Genomic DNA, 18,525 nt, shown 5'->3' with positions numbered 1-18,525 from the left:
TCATCGTCAGGGTGAACTTGACCCGTAGACGGTGGCCGCTTCCGGGCCTAGACCGCGGATCGACGAGGTGGCGGCGGTATCGGTCACCCGCTGGGAGTGGGGCACCGCACGGAGGCTCCGCCGAGAGGCCCCGGTGCGGTCAGAGGACCCGAATCAGGACCCGCTGGCGGAGACGTCTGCCGGGCTGGAGTACTTGCAGACCCGACATCCATCACCGCTCGGTTGACGAGGCCCGGCTGCGTCGTCTGCTGAGCGCCCCCACCCTTGACTGGCTGGTCAACCGAATACGTCAGCGCCTGGAGCGTGAACAGCCTCTGACCGGAACGGTTTCTCTCAGCGCGCTCACGTCGGCGCGACGGGCATCGGCCGAGCAGCGGCCGGACATCCCGCCACTCGCAGGGCAACCGGCCGAGGCTCCCTGGGACCCGGTGACGGAGATGCGGACCTGCGGCCATCACCGATCCCTGCTCGGTTGTCAGTGCAGTTTGATAAGTCTGTCGGCATTGGTGATCGATGTTCAAGGGGATGGGGCTGGAAGTGGCCGAACAACCGGTGTTCCTGCTGGGTGGGGGACTGAACGCTCTGGAGCCTGCCCCTTTCGACACCGAGGCCGAGTTCCAGGCGCTGCTCGCACGCCATCCCCGGATCCTGGACTTCGGTTCGCTCGCTGACGGCCGACCCCTTCGGCTCGTTCTCGTGGCGCGCGAGATGAGAGTCCCCACCAGCAACCAGAGCAACGCCACGTACTGGCTGGACCACCTGTTCGTAGATGCGGACGGTGTCCCGACCCTGGTGGAGGTCAAGAGGGCGGCCGACACCCGCATACGACGGGAAGTCGTGGGCCAGATGCTCGACTACGCCGCCAACGGGGCGCGTTACTGGCCTGCCGCGCTGCTCCAGCGGACCTTCGAGGAAACCTGTGCGGTGGACGGGCGGCCTCTCGAGGACGCCTACCAGGAGCTGCTGGGCGGCCAGTCGCCCGAGGAGTTCTGGACGACGGTCGAGGAGCGGCTCGCGGCCGGTCGGATGCGGCTGCTCTTCGTGGCGGACCGGATACCTCTGGAACTGAGGGCTATTGTCGAGTTCCTGAACCGGCAGTTGCGGCAGACCGATGTCTACGCGGTCGAGCTGACGCAGTACAAGGGCAGCGGTGATCACCGTGTGCTCGTCCCGAGGGTCCACGGCGAGGTGGCCACCGCGAACAAGACGCAGTCGAGGTCCGGCCAGGCGGGCCGAAGGTGGACAAGGGCTGACGTGGACGCGGCGCTGCAGAGCCGTAGCCCCGAGCTGCGGCAGGCAGCCCTCGCGTTGCTCGACCACGCAGAGGCGGCGGGGCGCACGGTGGGCAACAGGGCTGCGTACCCCAGCGTCTCTGTCTACTTCCCGGCTTCGGGAAGGGACGTGCCCGTCTGGACGCTTTCTCTGCGCGAGGACCCGGACAAGGACGACCTTGCCTTCAGCTTCGGGTCGATCACCCACCACCTGGGACGTGACGCGACGTCTGCCTTCGCAGACGCCCTGCCGGCTGTGGAAGGGCTTCGGCAGAAGATCGCGGTGCAAAGGGACAAGGGGTTCACCGGCTGGCCGGCGGTTTCGCTGGCAGTGCTGTCCACCCAGCCGGAGGCGCTGGGCCAGGTGCTGGCGGCTATCGAACAGCTGATGAGCGAGGACAGCACCTGATCGCAGGGCTCTGCACATGACCATGCACACCGCATGGTTCCGAGAAGGCGCGCGATAGGCTCTACCAGGTGGTTTGCCCGTCTGGTTGGGCGCGGGGTGCGATGGAGGCCGGAAAGTGACAGCAGCGGGAGGAAAGCCGGTACCCAAGCCCGGCCCGCCGAAGCCCGTCCAGCAGTGGTTCCAGGATCGGCCCTCCCCCTATGCCTGGGAGCAGGAGGCGCTGGACCACGTACGGAGACTGCTGCCTGCGGCTGAGCCGTACCGCGCCTGGGCCACCTTCTCCTTCACCGCGCACTCGGGGCGGATCAATGAGTGCGATCTTCTCGTCGCGGTCCCGGCCGGCCTGTTCCTGATCGAGATCAAGAGCCACCCCGGAGAGCTGCACAACACCGGCTCCACCTGGAACTTCCGCGGCAGTGACCGCACGCGGACCATCAACAACCCGCTGCACTTCAACGACCTCAAGTCGAAGGAGCTGCGCAGCCAACTGCGCTGGGCCGCCCGCAAGCTCGGCATGGACGAACGGGTCGTTCCGCGGATCGAGCCCGCCGTTTTCCTGTCGGCCCCCGACCTCGTCAGCCACCTGGACGAGGTCCAGCGCATCCGCGTGTACGGGCGGGACGGCGGCGGCAGTGGCCTGGATCGCATCTGGCAGGACTTCCTGGGGCTGCCCCCTGACCGCCCGGAGCGGCGGATCACGCCCGAGTTCGCCCGGCAGACGCTGCCGCAGCTGCTCCGGACCATCGGCATCCGGCAGTCCACGGGGCACCTGCGGTTCGGTGATGCCTGGAAGCTGCGCCCGCATCCGCTCGATGCCGGCGCGACCTGGGAGGACCGTCTCGCCACGCGCGACGACGGCCTGGTGCAGGAAGAGGGACGGGTCCGGATCTACCTGGTCAGCCAGGGGGCGACCGAGGCGGCGCGCAAGTCCACGGAGCGTGCCGCGCGGCGCGAGTACCAGGTGCTGCAGGGCATCAACCACCGCGGAATCGTCGACGCCGTGGAGTTCCGGGAGCACGAGGCCGGACCGGCCATCCTCTTCCGTCATCGGCAGAGCGATCTGCGCCTGGACCAGTATCTGGACACTTACGGCGGCAAGCTCACCCCTGAGATGCGGCTCGACATGGTCCGTCAGCTCGCCGAGGCCGTCCGCTACGCCCACAACCGGTCCCTGTACCACCGCGCGCTGGCAGCGCGGTCGGTCTACGTCTCCTTCCGCAGTGAAGGGTCCGCCCCCGAGCTGCGGATCACGGACTGGCAGACCGCGGCACGCGACTTCGACAGCAATGCCACCTTCTTCCGGTCGATCGGCGGTTCGGCGCTCGATGCTGCCCTGATCGAGGACGAAGCCCGCGTCTACCTCGCCCCGGAGACGGACCAGCCGTACGCCGATCCGGCGGATCTCGACATCTTCGGCCTCGGTGCGGTCTCCCACCTCATCCTGTCCGGTCAGCCGCCGGCACCGCAGCGCAGCGTGCTGACCGAACGCCTCCGTGCAGACTCCGGCCTGCATCTGTTCGCCGTGGCCGACGGCGTTTCGGAGGCCCTGGACACGCTGGTCTATCAGGCGACCCGTTCCGATGTGAACGACCGGCTGAGCTCCGCAGAGGCGTTCCTGGACCTGCTCGACGAGGCGGAACGGGCCGGTGTGCTGCCCGACTCCCCGGAAGCAGCCGCAGCGGACCCGCTGGAGGCGATGCCGGGGCAGGCGATCGACGCCGAGTGGTCGGTACGCCGGGTCCTCGGCACCGGAGCCACGGCGCGTGCCCTCCTCGTGGAGCGGGCGGTCGAGGACGAGGACGGCAAGGTCCGCATCGACGAGCACGTCTTCAAGGTCGCGCTGGACGAGGAGAAGGCGGAGCGGCTGCGCGCCGAGGCCCGCGCTCTCAAACTCGTCGGCGGCGGAGCCGTGGTGCAGCTGCGCGGCGAGGAGCTGCGCGAGATCCACGGGCGGACGATCCTCGAGCTGGAGTACGCCGGCGAACAGTCGCTCGGCGCCCGGCTCCGCGGCAAGGGGAAGCTCACTTACCACGAGCTGGAGCGTTTCGGTGAAGACCTCTTCCAGGCGCTCGACCAGCTCGCCGGCCACGGAGTGCGCCACCGCGACATCAAGCCCGACAACTTCGGCATCCAGCGACGCAAGGATCGCACCTGGCAGCTGAAGCTCTTCGACTTCTCCCTGACCGACGCCTCGGACCGTGATGTGAAGGCGGGCACCCGCGGCTACCTCGACCCGTTCCTGGGCTCGGTGCGCCGCAGCCACTACGACGATCATGCCGAGTACTACGCGGCAGCCGTCACTCTGCACGAGATGGCCAGCGGTGAGCGCCCCGTATGGGGTGACGGCCAGTACGACCCGCTCACCAACGAATCCGCCGAACTTCACATCGCCAATGAGCTGTTCGAACCCGCGCTGGCGGAAGGCTTCCGGGCCTTCTTCGAGCGGGCGCTGCATCGTGAGATCGAGCAGCGTTTCGACACCCTGCGGCAGATGAAGGACGCCTGGCAAGAGGTCTTCCGGGCGGCGGACGCGGCCCGTCCCACCACCACGCCCTCCACGGTCGGCACAGTCGCCGAGGACGCCGAAGAGGCGCGGGAGAGTGCGGCCGCGGCAGCCGACGCCACCACTGTGCTGGAGGCCGCGGGCCTGTCCCCCCGCGCGGTTTCCGTCGCCAACGGCCTTGGCGCGACGACCGTCGGCCAGCTGCTGGACATCCAGCCGTACGCCATCTCCAAGGCCCGAGGCGCGGGCGCCCTGGTCCGCAAGGAACTCAACCGGCGCCGCAAGCAGTGGGCGGCTGCCCTCCGTGGCAAGCCCGGCAACGGGACACCGTCCCGGACCTCGACCCTGACCGCCGCGCCGGATGCGGGTCCCGCCGACGTCCCGGGTGCGGAGATGGCCCGCATCCTGTCCATAGACGACATGGCGGCGCTGCTGACTCCCGCATCCGGCCGCAAGGGATCCCACCGGGAACAGGTCGTACGGCTCACCCTGGGGCTTCCGCCCGAGGAGGGTGGTCTTTCCCCGCTGGGTGCCTGGCCCGTACAGGCGCGCATCGCCGATCACCTGAAGATCAAGCAGCCGCCGGTCTCCCGACACCACCGCATCGAAATCAAGCAGTGGGCGGAGGCGGAATGGCTGGCGCCGGTCCGCTCAGAACTCGCGGACATCCTGGAGACCTCGGGTCGTGTGATGACCGCCCCCGAGGCGGCGGCCGAACTGCGCGCCCGGCACGGGGCCGATGACGACACCCCCCAGCGGACCCTCGCGCGCTCGCTGGCCGTCGTACGCGCAGCGGTGGAGGCGGAGACCGGCGACGAGGCGGAAGGACACGAGCCGCGGCTCGCAGTCCACCGGCGCGGCGACACCATCCTGCTCGCCTCGGAGTCCCTGCCGGGTACCGACGACCCGAGCCCCCGGGAGCTGGCCGACTACGCCTCCGCGCTCGGCGCCACCGCCGAAGGGCTTGCCCGCCAGGAGCCGCTGCCGGGCCGGGCAGAGGTGGTCCGCGAGCTGAGGGCCGTACCGACCCCGGAGGGCTTCGCGCCGCTCGCCGACACCCGCCTCGTCGCACTGGCCGCGGCCATCGCGCCGGCCGTAGAGGTCACGCCGCGCCTGGAGCTGTACCCGCGGGACCTCGGGCTGGAGCGTGCGCTGCGCATCTCCCAGGCGGGCGCGGGCGTACGGCCCGACCGGGGCATCAACCCGGCGGAGCTGGTGGCACGGGTCAAGGCACGCTTCCCCGAACTCCAGGTGCTGTCGGGGGGCCAGGAGCCGACCCACGTCGAGCTGGAAGACGCCTTGCAGGCGGCCAGGTTCGACCTCCGCTACGACCTCGACACTGACACCTTCCAACTGCCGGCCGCCAGGACCGCGCACCCCGTGACGGCTTCCGGCGGCCTGACCAGCCTCCTGCCGCCACCCCGAGTCACCCGCATCGAGCGGGAGGACCCGCACGGCCCGGTCCGCGAACGCCTCATGGCGACTGCCCGGCGCGGCGGCTTCCTCGCCCTGACCGTGAAGGGCATCCGGCTGCCGGGCGTCGCGGACGCCGTGGCCGCCGCTTTCCCGGTCCTGCCCGTCGACCTGGGCGCCGTCTTCTTGGCGGAGTTCCGGAAGCTGGTGGAGGAGAAGGGCCAGGACTGGCAGACGGTGCTGCGCGCGGACAGCGCCTCCGCACCCGGCCGGATCAAGCCGGGCCTGGCCACCTTCGTACGCGCCGTCTGGCACCGCGTCGGGGAGGACCTGCAGGCTCGCTGCGCGGCCCCGCGCACGGTGCTGTTCCTGCACGACGCCGGCCTGATCGCCCGCTACTGGGACGAGGGCGGCCACGCCTTCCTCGTCGGCCTTCAGGGCGCTGCCCGCCGCCCGGTCGAGAACCCGCACGGGCTGTGGCTGCTGTGCCCGGTGGAGACCCGGTCGCAACTGCCGCACCTGGACGGCCGGACCGTCGAGGTGATCGGCGGGGACGGGGAGCAGGCGCACCTGGACGGGGCGTTCCTGGAGACGCTGGCGAAGGGGTGAGGGCGGGGTGCTGTTCCTGGGCTTCGGCCGGGAACAGCACCCCGTAGCCGCATCATCCGTCGGTCAGGTCACGGGCTTGCGTGCGACCCCGCCCTTGCGGCCGATGTCGAAGGCGAGCCGGTAGACGTCTGGCAGGTCGATCGCGCCGTTGGTGCGCCTGGTCATGACACCCAGTTCCAGCAGCTCTTCGAGGATCGCGGTCGGATTGTCGATCTTGCGGGGACCGCTGCCCTGCTTTACGTCCTCCAACAGCTCCACGATCCTGCCCGAGAGCCGGTTGCTCTCCCATGCGAACCGCACGGCCGACGGCTCCATGGGTACCTGGCTGCCTTCGAGCAGCTTGACGGCGAGTGCCGCCCACCCGATGTCGTCCTTCAGCTCATCGACGCGGTTCTTGGACGAGCTGCTCAGACTCTCGCGGATCGCGTCGTAGTGCAGGGGGAGCGGATGGCCCGCGTACCGCTCGGCGGTCAGCTGCGCCGACCGGAAGAGCGTGTGCAGCCATGTCCTGGGGCTGACCCGGCCGAGACCGTCCTGAAGATGGTTCGGCACCCAGGTGTAGGTGTGCCCCTTGCGGCGGTCCGTGCCCATGTAGGGTCCGGCCAGAGTGACGAGGACTTCCTCCTGTCGCTTCTGGTCGGCGATCACGTCGACGGGCGCTATGTAGCGACCCTCGCCCTCCGGCCGCCATGCACCGGTCGCCTTGCGGAACGCCTTTGCCTGATCGCTGGTGTGGTTGCCCAGCTGATGGAAGAGCAGCCCGTACAGGTTCTCCCGGCTCCAGCTGAGGTCGGTGGCGTTCGCGCCGAGCTTCGAGGCGTCCGCGAAGGCCTTGGGGGCGCTCTCGTACATGTCCGGCCGTACGAAGATCTTGGCGCGCAGTGTTCCCGTGGTGAGTCGGAGTTCCAGAGCCACCTCGAAGAGGCCTGAGAGCAGTTGGTCGAGATGCTCGCGATCGTTGTGCAGGTGGTCGAGCGCGTCGAATAGCAGGACCAGCGTCTTGCCTTGCTCCCGAGTCTGCCGGTCGGCCCGGCGCAGTGCGTTCTCGTACGCCTCGCCGTTCTCCCGCGTCCAGCGGATGCGCTCGGACCAGGTCGTGATCGCGAGGACCTCCGGCACCTTGAGCGCGGTGAGGACGACGGCCGACCACAGGTCCTTCGGGTCGACACCCTGGGTCACCAGGTCGGCGAGCGTCCGCTTCCCCGGAAACGCCGGCTCGTCACCGCCTTCGAGCGCGAACGCGGTGATCACCTCGATACGGCCCAGCCTCGGCATCATGTAGGAGGCGGAAGCGACCTCACGCAGTTCGGGGTCGGTGAGGGCCTTGGCCCAGTACGTCTTGCCGGTGCCGCGGGCCCCGCGGACCACCGTCACGTCCGGGTCCAGTGCGAGCCGGTGGGACGAGGGCGTGAACATGGTGCGGAGGTCGGGGCTGCTGGTGTTCGCATCGGGCGCAGAGCCGAGTGCGTTGATCAGCAGAGTGCGGGTCGCCTGGACGGCGGGGTCGTTCATGACTTGTCCTCGTACGGGTCCAGCACCAGTTTCTCCACCGTGTCGACGAACTCCCGGTAGGCGGCCTTGACGAACGGCAGCTCGGGCCAGTTGCGGCTGCGCAGCGGGTCCAGCCCCACCAGATCGTTGCCGAAGAGGATGGGGATGGGGGCGTAGGGCTTGTCGTCCACCTCACCCTTCTCGGGGAGGAAGGGCTCCTCGTAGTCGTCGTCGGGCAGGTTGTAGAGCGTCTCCATGAAGACGTCATAGGCGTGCCGGCGAAGGGTGTTGAGCCGTTCTATGTCCCCCGCGGAGTGGAACATGGCGGCCACGATCCGGATGCGGTCGCGCAGGGCGCGGGCACGATCGGGCCGCAGCTTCCACTGCGACAGGAGCATCCGGTAGCCGTCCCAGGTGGACGGGTTGTCCACGGCGAAGAGCAGCGCCTGGTCGCAGAGCTTGGTCAGGGTGACGGCCGCGATGTCGTGGATACCGGCCCGGCTGTCGAGCAGCACGACGTCGGGGCGGCGGCCTTTCTCCTCCACCTGCGCCTCGCAAGCGGCGATGGCGTCCTCTAGCCGCTGGGCGAAGGGGCGGGGCGCGCCTCCGGGCTCGTCTGCGGGGAGGTCGCTGTAGATGCGGTTCAGCTTGGCGAGGTAGTCGTACGGCCGCCCAGCGAGCGGGGTGCCGGCTGCCGGGGCTAGCCATACTTCGCCATTGCCCTGCTCGGGCGGGAGGACGGAGGAACGGGTGACCAGCTCCAGGCCGTCTGTGTTCCCGACGGCCGACTCCACCAGGTGGTCCACGATGCCGTGCGGGGGAGTGGCCCCGGGCTCGGCGAGCAGGTTGGACACGCCGGGGGATTCGAGGTCCAGGTCGACGACGAGCACGCAGTGGCCGTGCTCGGCGAGGCTGCGGGCGAGGACGGTGGTCGCGGTGGACCGGCCGACGCCGCCCTTGAAACCGTAGAAGGCAACGCGGCGGGTTTGGCGAGCCGGCTGCTGCTCGACCTCGGCGCCGATGGCGGCCCAGTCCCCACCGACGACGGTGCGTTCGAGTACGGCGACCTGACCGGGGCCGTTCTGCTCGCGCTCCTGCAGCACGATGAGCTCAGGCGCGCCGAAGAACATCTCCGGGACGAAGACAGAACTGGCCACCTGGACGGGATCATCGCCCGCGAAGGGGTGGACCTTGTCTGTGAACTCCTCGCGGAGCGCCACCGCTGTGTCGGAATTGAGGTCCAAGGGTTTGGCATCGCGGCGGTCGTCGATCAGGAGGGTGGCCTGACCGGAGAGGTCGCGGACGAGCACGACGTCCCGTCCCTCCCGGGCGGCCAGGCGGGCGAGACCGCAGGCGGCTTCCCAGGCTTCGTCGAACCGAGGGAGTGAGGTCATCAGGTCGCTTCTCTACTTCGCATGTCTGTAGGCGGTGATCAGGCAGAGCGCGGCTGCGAGATGCCGGGCAACGCGTTGGGACGTCAATGTCGCGCCATCACGGTACCGGTGGCCCTCGTTCCATTCGTCAGACTGCGTCTTGAACGGGTTCTGCCGTGGAATGTGCCTGCGAATCTCAGCACCTCGTCGCCCATGCGCCAGGAGCACCAGGTGATCCCACGCTCCGGGCATGTGGCCGTGGCTCGCCTTGAACTTGTTCATGCCCTGCTGGTTCAACAGAGTGCGACTGTACGGCTTGGCATCGGGCGAGTCCTGCACCGAGCCGAAGAAGTCGATGAGCATCGCCTTTGCCACGCACTCCGCGGCAAGTCCGGCCAGGTGATCGGTGGGGCCGGGGAGCGCGCCACCGTTCGACAGCTGGAGCGCAGCTTCGTAGAGGTCGTGGCCCGCCTTGAGGAAGGTGTGCCGAGGGAGCGTCGGAGGGGTCGGAGCCGTCACGACGATCACTTTATCCGGGTGATCAAGAACGGGGTGGGGTTTTGTGGGAGCGAGGGGCCGCAGGTGGGGTCCGGGGGCTGGCAGGATTGACTACCTCAGCCGCAGGCCATGCGGCAAATGACGCAGTGCGGCGAGAAGGAAGCGAACAGTGACGGACACCACGGCCGGTGCGGATCGGGCGGAGCGCTTGAAGGATCTGGTGAAGGATCTGAAGCGGCAGGTCCTGCTTCTGGAGGACGACCTGCGGGCTCGCACCGAATCCGAGGACGAGATCCGCACCCGCCTGGAGACCGAGTACCAGCAGGCGAAGGAGTCGCGTCGTACAGCGGCCCGGTACGAGTCCTGGCGGGACGAGCGTGTCACCCAGTCAGCTGCGGCCTGGGTGCTGGCCTGTGTGTTCGTCCGCTTCTGTGAGGACAATGGCCTGATCGACGAACCCTTCATCGCCGGTCCCGGCGACCGGCTGGCCGTGGCCGAGGCCCGTCATGAGGCGTTCTTCCGCGAGAACCCGAGGCTCAACAACCGTGACTGGCTGCTTGCGGCCTTCGACCACGTCTCCAAGGCGAACACCACCGCCGCCGGCCTCTTCGATCGCGAGCACAACCCGCTGTGGGACATCACTCCGGGGTACGAAGCGGCGACCGAGCTGCTTTCCTTCTGGCGCCGGTGGGGCGCGGGAGGCGAGATCCGCCACGACTTCACCGACCCGGAATGGGATACCCGCTTCCTCGGCGATCTGTACCAGGACCTGAGCGAGCACGCCCGTAAGACTTATGCGCTGCTCCAGACCCCGGAGTTCGTGGAGGAGTTCATCCTCGACCTCGCCCTTGAGTCGGCGGTCTCGGATCACGAGTTCGGCCTCAACCCGGTGTGGACTGGCCCGGACGGCAAGGAACACCGCGGCCTGCGCACCATCGACCCGGCGTGCGGATCGGGCCACTTCCTCCTGGGTATCTTCCACCGGCTGATGGACAAGTGGCGCGTGGCCGAACCGGGCACGGACGTATGGACCCTGGTCCGCCGTTCCCTTGAGTCCGTGCACGGGTGTGACAAGAACCCCTTCGCGGTGAGCATTGCGCGGTTCCGGCTGCTGGTCGCGGCGATGCGCGCTGCGGGTTCACGGCGGCTGGCGGACGCGCCACCGTTCCCGATCAACGTGGCGGTGGGGGACTCGCTGCTGCACGGGCGGGGCGCGGCGGGTATTCAGACCGACCTGGACACGCTGTTCGCGGAGATGACAGTGGGACGCGAGCGGGGGGCATTCGCGTACTCCACGGAGGACGTGTGGGACTACGCGAAGCGGGTGGACCTGCTAGGGCGGGGGTCGTACCACGTGGTGGTGGGAAACCCGCCTTACATCACCGTGAAGGATAAGCAGGAGAACGATAACTACCGAGCAGCGTACAAGGATGTGTGCGCGGGGACGTACGCCCTGTCCGTGCCGTTCGCGCAGCGGCTGTTCGACCTTGCGGTCAGGGGGCCGGGAGGGCGGCTCGGCGGGGGCGGGTTCGTCGGGCAGATCACGGCGAACTCCTTCATGAAGCGTGAGTTCGGCAAGAAGCTCATCGAGGTCTTCTTCCGGAACCGGGCCGAACTGTCGCATGTGATTGACACGTCGGGGGCGTACATCCCGGGACATGGCACGCCGACGGTGATTCTGGTGGGGCGGAACCGGATCCCGAACCCGGAGAGGACGGTTCGGGCGGTCTTGGGGGTTCGAGGTGAGTCTGTTCAGCCGAAGGTTGCGTCGGAGGGGGCTGTCTGGCGCTCCGTTGTTGGACAGGTGAACTTGCCAGGTAGTGAATCAGAGTGGATCTCCGTTGAGGATGTAATCGCGCTAGGATTTGGTAGTCATCCGTGGTCGCTCAGTGGTGGCGGCGCTGGCTCGCTTCTGAATCGAGTGGAGTACGGGAGCTCTCTTCTTGCTGATTCCATCTCGAAGCCTATCGGGCGTGCAATTCGAGCTGGGGCGGATGAGGCCTATATGCGCCCTCTGCGCCGCTCGTATTATGAGGGGCGCTCGCAAAAAGGCCTGAAGCCGCTCCTTACTGGCGACGCTGTGCGAGATTGGTCAGAAAGCCCGGATGTGGCTATTTGGTACCCATCGGAGGCGGCGGCGGAAGGCGGTCTTCGCGAGGAACTTTGGCCATGGCGTGCAACCCTCAGAGCTCGGAGAACGTTCCAGGGTGATATGGAAGATGCTGGCCTTGAGTGGTGGGACTATATGCAGCGCACAAGTTCCGCGTACAGTACACCGCTCTCAATTTCTTTCGCTTTTGTTGCCACGCATAACCACTTCGTACTTGATCGTGGCGGGAAGGTTTTCAATCGCTCAGCCCCCGTGATCAAGCTGCCTGAAGGTGCCCCCGAGGATGCGCACCTTGAGTTGCTGGGGGCGCTCAATTCATCGACCGCTTGCTTTTGGCTGAAGCAGGTTAGTCAAGATAAGGGGAACCGGGGTGGTGAGCGTTCTACGGGGCGCTATGCGTGGGAGAGTTTCTATGAGTTCACCGGCACTAAGCTCCAGGATTTTCCGCTGCCTGAGAAACTTCCGTTGGAGCTGGGGCGGGAGCTCGATTCGCTTGCGCAAGAGGTTGCAAATTTGGAGCCTGGAGCGCTTGTCGAGCGAGGCGTTCCTCTCCGAGATGCGCTTGATGAGGCTCGTGCCAGCCACGGGCGTACCCATCAGCGGATGGTTGCCGTCCAGGAAGAGTTGGACTGGCAGGTATACGGCCTGTACGGGCTGCTAAGCGAAGCAGAAGTATCGCGGACCGTGACGCCTCTCCGCGATGGATTTACCCCACCCGAGGTCCGTCTCGGAGAGCGTGCGTTCGAGATTGTGATCGCGCGGGCTGAGGCAGATGAGGCCGTTGAGCAGTGGTTCAAGCGACACGGATCCACCGCCGTCACCGAGATTCCAGCTCGCTGGCCCGACTGGTACCGAGACATCGTTCAGGCCCGCATCGACCTCATCAACCGCCAGCCCAAGGGCATTGGCCTGATCGAGCGGCCGGAGCACAAGCGGCGCTGGTCCGCCGAGTCGTGGGATAAGAAGGAACGTGCCGCGCTGCGGACGTGGCTGCTGGACCAGATCGAGAACGCCGACCTCTGGTACGAGGTCCGCGATGGGCTGCAGCGTCCGCGCCCCATGACCGTCAACAACCTCGCTGACCAGCTCAGCACGGACGAGGAGTTCGCCTCCGTCGCCGCGCTCTATACGGCCGACCACCTCGGCAAGCCCGACCTTCCCCTCGCGCAGGTGCTGTCCGAGGTCGTCGCGGACGAGCACGTGCCGTATCTCGCTGCCATGCGCTACAAGGACTCCGGTCTGCGTACGCGCAAGGAGTGGGAAGACGTCTGGGAGTTGCAGCGCAAGGAGGACAGGACGGGGGAGCGGCTCGACATCGATCTGCCGGCCAAGTACAAGCCCTCCGACTTCCTGCGCGCCTCCTATTGGTCGAACCGAGGCAAGCTCGACGTGCCCAAGGAACGGTTCATCTCGTACCCCGAGGCCGGTCCGGATGCCGACTCGACGTTGATGCTCGGCTGGGCCGGGTGGGACCACAAGGATCAGGCGCAGGCGCTGTTCGACTTGCTCAAGGCGCGTACCACTCGGGACGGCTGGGACACCGAGCGGATCGTTCCGCTGTTGGCCGGCCTGCGTGAGGTCATGCCGTGGGTCCTTCAGTGGCACGGCGCATACGACGACGAGTGGGGCGACGTCCCGGCGGAGGAGCTGGTGGCCGAGTACGAGGAGCAGCTGCGCAAGCATCAGGTTGGTGCGGCGGAGCTGATCGCGTGGCGACCGGTGAAGAAGACCCGGGGGCGTAAGCCCGTCCGGCAGGCGGCTCTGGACGACGAGTAGGACCGGGCAACCGGGTGGCGGCGGCGTGGACGCCGTCGTCACCCGGCCGGTTTGTCTCAGAGGTGGGTGTCAGCGGCGTGCGCCGCGAAGGTTGACCATGCGTCGCGGGACACAGCGAGCGGTCGCAACCGGGTGTCCTTGGAATCCCGGACGAGGATGGTCTCGGGGTGCACTCCAACCTCGACGCAGTTGTCGCCGGAGCTGCCGCTGTAGCTGCTCTTGAACCAGGCCAGTTCGATGGTGCTCATAGTGCTCCTCGCATCTGCTCCAGCAGGCTTACTGTGGCTTCGCGGCCGAGGGCCTGCGACCGCAGCTTGCCATAGCGCTGGAGCATTGCGCTCACGTCTTTCGGGTCGGTAATGAGGATGCTTGACTGTTGGCCTTCTGAGTAGCCCACCCACTGGTGCTGAGGTGTCTCGGCGAGGTACATGAGGCCGTCGACGCCTGCGTGATCCTCCTGGCGCAGAGGCATGATCTGGATCTCAATGTTCCGGCGTGCCCCTTGGGCCAAGAGATGGTCCAAGAGGCAGCGAGTGACTTCCACGCCGCCCATGTTTCGTTCGAGCAGCGCTTGCTCGATGATGAAGCTGAAGGCCGTGTTCGGCCGGTTCACCAGGAGCTGCTGACGTTCTAAGCGGGCGGTCACCTGCCGCTCGATCTGCTCCTCGGAGAGTGGTGGCAATCGACGATCGAAGATCGCGCGAATGTATGCCTCGGGTTGCAGGAGCCCAGGGATTGCCCGGCACTCATACGCGTAGAGGGACACTGCTTCCTCTTCGATCTCCGCCCACTTGTGGAACCACGACGCCAGTCCGGCCTTCCGCGTCAGGCTCCGCGCAGCCGCCGCCAGCACCTTCGCCGCCACTACCCCCAGCGGTTCCTCCGCCCGCTCCGCCAGGTCGCCCGGCGGGAAGCGTTTGCCCTGCTCGATCTTGGCGATGTAGTGAGCTGAGTACCGTACCCGAGGCGCGAACTCCTCCTGAGTCAGGCCCGCTTCCTCCCTCAGTACCTTCAGCACCGCCCCGAAAGTCTTGAGGCTGTCCGAGAGTTCTGGTTCATTGTTGGTACCGCCGCCGTGGTCCTCGTTCATCACACAGCCGCCCCTCCGCACGCGCACCCGCCCGACCGGTCAATGCTCACTGGCAGTTACCCGCCCAGTCCAGCGCGTGAACCAGTACAGAGCGATCTGTACCAGTGTCATCCCTGCCGACCAGGGCCGATGGCCGGAACGCTGAAGCCCATGACAGCTCCCCACGCCCAAGCCCCCGTCACCGTACGTGTGTTCACCCAGCGGTTCTCCGCCACCCGCCGTGGCGCGCGCCTCGCCCGGGCGCTGGCCGAACTCGAGGCCGTAGCCTGGGGCATTCCACGAGGTTCGGCCGCCTTCGACTCGTTCACGCTCGTCGTCGCCGAACTCACCTCCAACTCCGCACTGCACGGCCGGGTCCCCGGCCGGGACTTCGAGCTGCGACTCCTGCTCACTCCCGACGGAAGCGCCGTACGCGTCCAGGTGTCCGACACGCACCCCCGCCGGCCGGTGGCGCCGCCTGCAGAGTGCCCGCCCGTTCCCGGCGAGGAGGGCGGCCGGGGCCTGGTGATCGTTGACGCCCTCGCGCTCCGGTGGGGCGTGCGGGAACGGGTCGGGCCGGGCAAGACCGTGTGGGCCGACTGCCCGCTGCGCCCGGAGCAGCCGCACCCCCACTGAAGACGGGCTCAGCGTGAGCCCGGCAGCTGGATGTCCTTGGTCCAGGCGTTCGAGCCGCCCGACGGGGTGGTCTTGCAGGCGGTGGCGTAGCAGCGCCAGACCCAGTTGCGTTGCTTGTAGCGGCGGATCTCGATCTCCGTGCCCTTGCAGCGGCCGCACTTCGGCGGGCGGGCGAACACCTCCGCGTGCTCGTGCTCCAGCAGCTTCCGCGCGAAGTGGGAGCCCCGCATCGTCAGCATCACCTCCCGTGTGTCGTGCTGTGAGAGCGCGTTGAGGCTGCCGAGCATGACCGTGCGCTCGTCGATCACCGCGATCTTCTGGTGCATCACGTACATCGGGACGACTGTGTGGACCACAGCACGCAGGTCCGCGATGAGCGACTGGTTGCTATCCTGGCGCTGGAGCTTGTCCGTGTCGTCGCGGATGAAGACGGTGACGCGGACTCCGCGGGCGACCGCATCCCGCAATTCGGGCAGCAGGGAGCGGAGCCGGTTCGCGACCCACGGGGCCCAGAGCCACAGCGACTTGCGTGCCTGCCGGATCTGGTCCGTGAAGGTGCGGTAGAAATCGCGCTCGTCCTCGATGCCCGTCACCTCGACATGCCGGCTCAACACCTCGGCGAGCGCGGTCCCGAACTCACCCCGGTACGTGGTGGGTGCGTGCGGCGGGGTGATCAGGTGCTTGGCCTGGAGGCGTCGGACGCCCGGGGTGCCGATCATCCCGGCCAGCTGGGCGAGGGCCGTTCCTGCCTTGGCCCCGCGGATGCGTTCCCAGCTGCCGATGATGTAGAGCCGGGTCTTGACGCGGGTGACGGCGACGTTGAAGAGCCGGACGCCGTTGCGCCGCCACTCGTCGGCTCCGGGCTGGCGGTGGGCGAGGGCCATCCACAGTTCCCGGCTGTCGGCGCCCTCCACGGTGTCGAAGATGACGACGTCGAACTCGCGCCCCTGGAACCGGTGTGCCGTACCCACCTCGGCCAGGGGCTGCCCGGAGCCCTCTGCATCCCGCAGAGCTTCCAGGGTGGCCTCGGCCTGGACTCCGTACGGGGTGACGATGCCCGCGTCCTCGCCGTTCTCCCGGTGCAGCTCCACCAGCGCCCGGGAGATGAGCGAGCCTGCCGGCCACCACCCCTTCCGGCTGCCCGTCAGATGGGCTCTCGCCAGTTCGTGCAGGCCGTCGGTGTCGATGAGGACGATCTCGGGGTCGTCCGCCGGTCGCGCCGCCCGCGCCTGGCTGCCGCCGCGCAGCACGCCCCCGTACGCCAGGTCGTTGGCCAGTTTCATCACGGCCGGTCCGAAGCGGTGCTGCTCGGTGAGGGTGACGCAGGCCGGGTGGGTCTGTGCGTCCGCCGGTTCGATGATCCCGCAGTGCTGGAAGACGTCGGGGAGCAGCCATCGCTTGATGTCGTCCCGGTTCTGCTCCTTGAGGGAAGGCGGTATGACCGGGCCCAGCTGCATGAAGTCCCCGAGCAGGACGGCGGCTCGGCCGGCCTTTCCCGTGGCGAGCAATACCTCGGGCAGGGTGGCGGCGCCCGCCTCGTCCACCAGGACGACGTCGTACGGGCCCTCGAAGACCGCCCGGTTGGTGCGGAATCGGGCGAGGGTGGTGGCGACCAGCTTCGCGCCCTTGATGATCTCGCCCTGTGCGTTGCGGGCGAGGCGTTCGTACTCCTCCTGGACCTCCGCGTACTGCTTCTCCAGGGCGGGGCGCCTGGCAGCGTCGCCTGCCACGACCGAGCGCAGTCGCTGAGCCCGGTCGTACTGCAGCGGCCAGCCCTTCCGGTCGACCACTGCGGCCAGATCGTGCGCCGCCTGCGCTTGCGAAGCAGCCTGGGTGGCTTTCGCCGACTCCTGCTCCCAGGTCTGGCACGCCCCCTGGGCGCGTTCCGCTGCCGCCAGTTTGGCTTCCACATCGGCTGCGAGGCTGTTGATCTGCTGCGGGGTGTACGGGATGGCGGTTGTCAGCGCCGCGATCTGCGTGTCGAGGGTCGCTATGTGGGTGGTCGCCGTCGTACGTGCGTCCTTTGCCGCACGGCGGTCGCTGGACGCGTGCCGCTCGGCGTCGCGGACCCGCTGCTGGAGCTCCGTGATCTTCTCTCGCTTACGCCATCGGGCCACCGAACCCAGGGCTTCGAGCTCCCGTAACTGTTCCTGCAGCTCACCGCAGGAGTCCTCCGAGAGCAGCGCGCCAGCTTCGCGGCGTTCCGCCGCCAGCCGGACCCGGGCCTGCTCCTTACGTAACTCGTCGACCTGCTCCCACTGCTCGCGGGACGCATCCGTGGCCTTGCTGCGGTCGAACGCCTCCTGCGCCGCCCGGGCGGCTTCCTCGAAGCTCTCTTCCGCTTCCGCCCACCGGGCCTCGACCGATGTCACCCGCCCCAGAGCGGAATCCAGGTCGCGGCCCGGGGTGCGCAGCAGCTTCAGCGCAGCGAAGTAGGCGGAGGGATCGAAACCGGCCAGAACCGTGTCCAGGGCGGCCAGCTGTTCTGCCCGGTCTCGCAAGGCAACGAGCTCGACCTCGAGCGCCCGGCGGCGCACGGCCACCTCTGCCAGGCGCTCCCGGACCATTAGCGGCAGGGACACCGAGGCGTCCTCGGCGACTTCCCGCAGGTGGGGCGGGCCCACACGGACGATGTCACCCGGGCTGTGGCGCTTCTCCCGGACCACCCCGAGTAGGGCGTTGTCCACGGCGATATTGGTCGCGGAGACCAGCAGCACCCGGTCGCCCCGGGCGACCAGGTCACCGATGGCGCGCTTGAGGACGGTGGTCTTGCCAGTGCCGGGCGGCCCCCACACCAGCAGGACCCCCGAGCCGAGGCAAGCCCGGTACGCGTCCCCCTGCGCGGGATGGAAACCGGGCGGGTCCGGGTCCTGCGCGGGCGTCCCGCCGATGGCCCGGCCAGCCAGCGCCGTGGCCAGAGGGGCCTCGCCGAGCCCCGCGATACCGTCACGCAGTGCCTCGATGAGGAAGGTGGGCGGCTGCTTCAGCATCCACAGGTGCGGGTCCGCGACATCGGCGAACTCGGCCACGCGCAGGGTGAGCAGCGAGCCGTTCTGCACCGCCTCAGATACAGAGAAGCCGTTCGCCTCGATGTCGTCCGCTTCAGGGCCGGAGAGCCTCAGGCCGTCGAGCTGGTCCGGTCCGATGTCGGAGCCGCGGAGGTCCACCGCGAACCCTCCGGGCTCACCGGTGCGGACCGCGCGCGCGATGCGCTGCCATCGGGGCGGCTTGCCCGCACCGCCTTCGATCGCGATCCACTCGCCGAGCGCCGTAGCGATCTCCTCGCGCCACCCCACGTACCGCCCCCGCCCCCGTCGGAACCCCGTACCCCGGCGGCCAATCTACCCAGCGGCACGGAGCGTGACCC

The 18,525-nt window shown here is 68.2% G+C and carries 10 protein-coding genes; 4 read left to right on the top strand and 6 right to left on the bottom strand.

What is annotated here, in order from left to right:
- The first annotated feature begins 525 nt into the window (after positions 1-525).
- The gene (locus ACN20G_RS04305; protein ID WP_424211376.1) at positions 526-1,680 is read left to right on the top strand and encodes a hypothetical protein; all 1,155 of its coding nucleotides are present in this window, start codon (positions 526-528) and stop codon (positions 1,678-1,680) included.
- A 115-nt stretch (positions 1,681-1,795) separates the two neighbouring features.
- Positions 1,796-6,205 carry a BREX system serine/threonine kinase PglW gene (pglW, locus tag ACN20G_RS04300; protein WP_424211375.1) on the top strand — a complete coding sequence of 1,470 codons (4,410 nt, stop codon included), beginning with the start codon at positions 1,796-1,798 and terminating at the stop codon, positions 6,203-6,205.
- 63 nt (positions 6,206-6,268) lie between these two features.
- On the opposite strand, the gene ACN20G_RS04295 is transcribed toward pglW, so the two are convergent.
- The 3 genes from ACN20G_RS04295 to ACN20G_RS04285 are packed head-to-tail and all read right to left on the bottom strand — an operon-like array spanning position 6,269 to position 9,588.
- A complete protein-coding gene (locus ACN20G_RS04295; RefSeq protein WP_424211374.1) occupies positions 6,269-7,717 on the bottom strand; it encodes a hypothetical protein in 1,449 nt (482 codons plus the stop codon).
- Entirely contained in the window at positions 7,714-9,090 is a 1,377-nt protein-coding gene (locus ACN20G_RS04290; protein ID WP_424211373.1) for a KGGVGR-motif variant AAA ATPase, read from the bottom strand. Before ACN20G_RS04290 ends, ACN20G_RS04295 begins: the two co-directional genes overlap by 4 nt.
- A 12-nt stretch (positions 9,091-9,102) precedes the next feature.
- Entirely contained in the window at positions 9,103-9,588 is a 486-nt protein-coding gene (locus tag ACN20G_RS04285; RefSeq protein ID WP_424211372.1) for a hypothetical protein, read from the bottom strand.
- Positions 9,589-9,736: 148 nt separating this feature from the next.
- On the opposite strand from ACN20G_RS04285, the gene pglX reads away from it, so the two are divergent.
- A complete protein-coding gene (pglX, locus tag ACN20G_RS04280) occupies positions 9,737-13,453 on the top strand; it encodes a BREX-2 system adenine-specific DNA-methyltransferase PglX (RefSeq protein ID WP_424211371.1) in 3,717 nt (1,238 codons plus the stop codon).
- Positions 13,454-13,509: 56 nt separating this feature from the next.
- Here pglX and ACN20G_RS04275 read toward each other — a convergent pair whose 3' ends face one another.
- Positions 13,510-13,701, bottom strand: coding sequence for a DUF397 domain-containing protein (locus ACN20G_RS04275; protein WP_424211370.1), 192 nt, complete (start codon positions 13,699-13,701; stop codon positions 13,510-13,512).
- Entirely contained in the window at positions 13,698-14,543 is an 846-nt protein-coding gene (locus tag ACN20G_RS04270) for a helix-turn-helix domain-containing protein (RefSeq protein ID WP_424211369.1), read from the bottom strand. The genes ACN20G_RS04275 and ACN20G_RS04270 overlap by 4 nt, the downstream gene beginning before the upstream one ends.
- A 150-nt stretch (positions 14,544-14,693) precedes the next feature.
- On the opposite strand from ACN20G_RS04270, the gene ACN20G_RS04265 reads away from it, so the two are divergent.
- On the top strand, positions 14,694-15,158 hold the full coding sequence (locus ACN20G_RS04265; RefSeq protein ID WP_424211368.1) for an ATP-binding protein: 465 nt from the start codon (positions 14,694-14,696) through the stop codon (positions 15,156-15,158).
- Between the two features lie 8 nt (positions 15,159-15,166).
- Here the strand turns inward: ACN20G_RS04265 and ACN20G_RS04260 are convergent, their stop codons facing one another.
- On the bottom strand, positions 15,167-18,454 hold the full coding sequence (locus ACN20G_RS04260) for an AAA domain-containing protein (protein WP_424211367.1): 3,288 nt from the start codon (positions 18,452-18,454) through the stop codon (positions 15,167-15,169).
- Positions 18,455-18,525: the final 71 nt, after the last annotated feature.

The sequence above is a fragment of the Streptomyces dryopteridis genome (assembly GCF_049606955.1).
Lineage (GTDB): Bacteria > Actinomycetota > Actinomycetes > Streptomycetales > Streptomycetaceae > Streptomyces.
This window is presented reverse-complemented; position numbering and strand designations above follow the sequence as displayed.

Bases quoted from the DNA above. Each gene is read 5' to 3' on its own strand.
- ACN20G_RS04275 (WP_424211370.1), bottom strand. From the start codon at position 13,701: ATGAGCACCATCGAACTGGCCTGGTTCAAGAGCAGCTACAGCGGCAGC.
- ACN20G_RS04270 (WP_424211369.1), bottom strand. From the start codon at position 14,543: ATGAACGAGGACCACGGCGGCGGTACCAACAATGAACCAGAACTCTCG.
- ACN20G_RS04265 (WP_424211368.1), top strand. From the start codon at position 14,694: ATGACAGCTCCCCACGCCCAAGCCCCCGTCACCGTACGTGTGTTCACC.
- ACN20G_RS04290 (WP_424211373.1), bottom strand. From the start codon at position 9,090: ATGACCTCACTCCCTCGGTTCGACGAAGCCTGGGAAGCCGCCTGCGGT.
- ACN20G_RS04295 (WP_424211374.1), bottom strand. From the start codon at position 7,717: ATGAACGACCCCGCCGTCCAGGCGACCCGCACTCTGCTGATCAACGCA.
- ACN20G_RS04305 (WP_424211376.1), top strand. From the start codon at position 526: ATGGGGCTGGAAGTGGCCGAACAACCGGTGTTCCTGCTGGGTGGGGGA.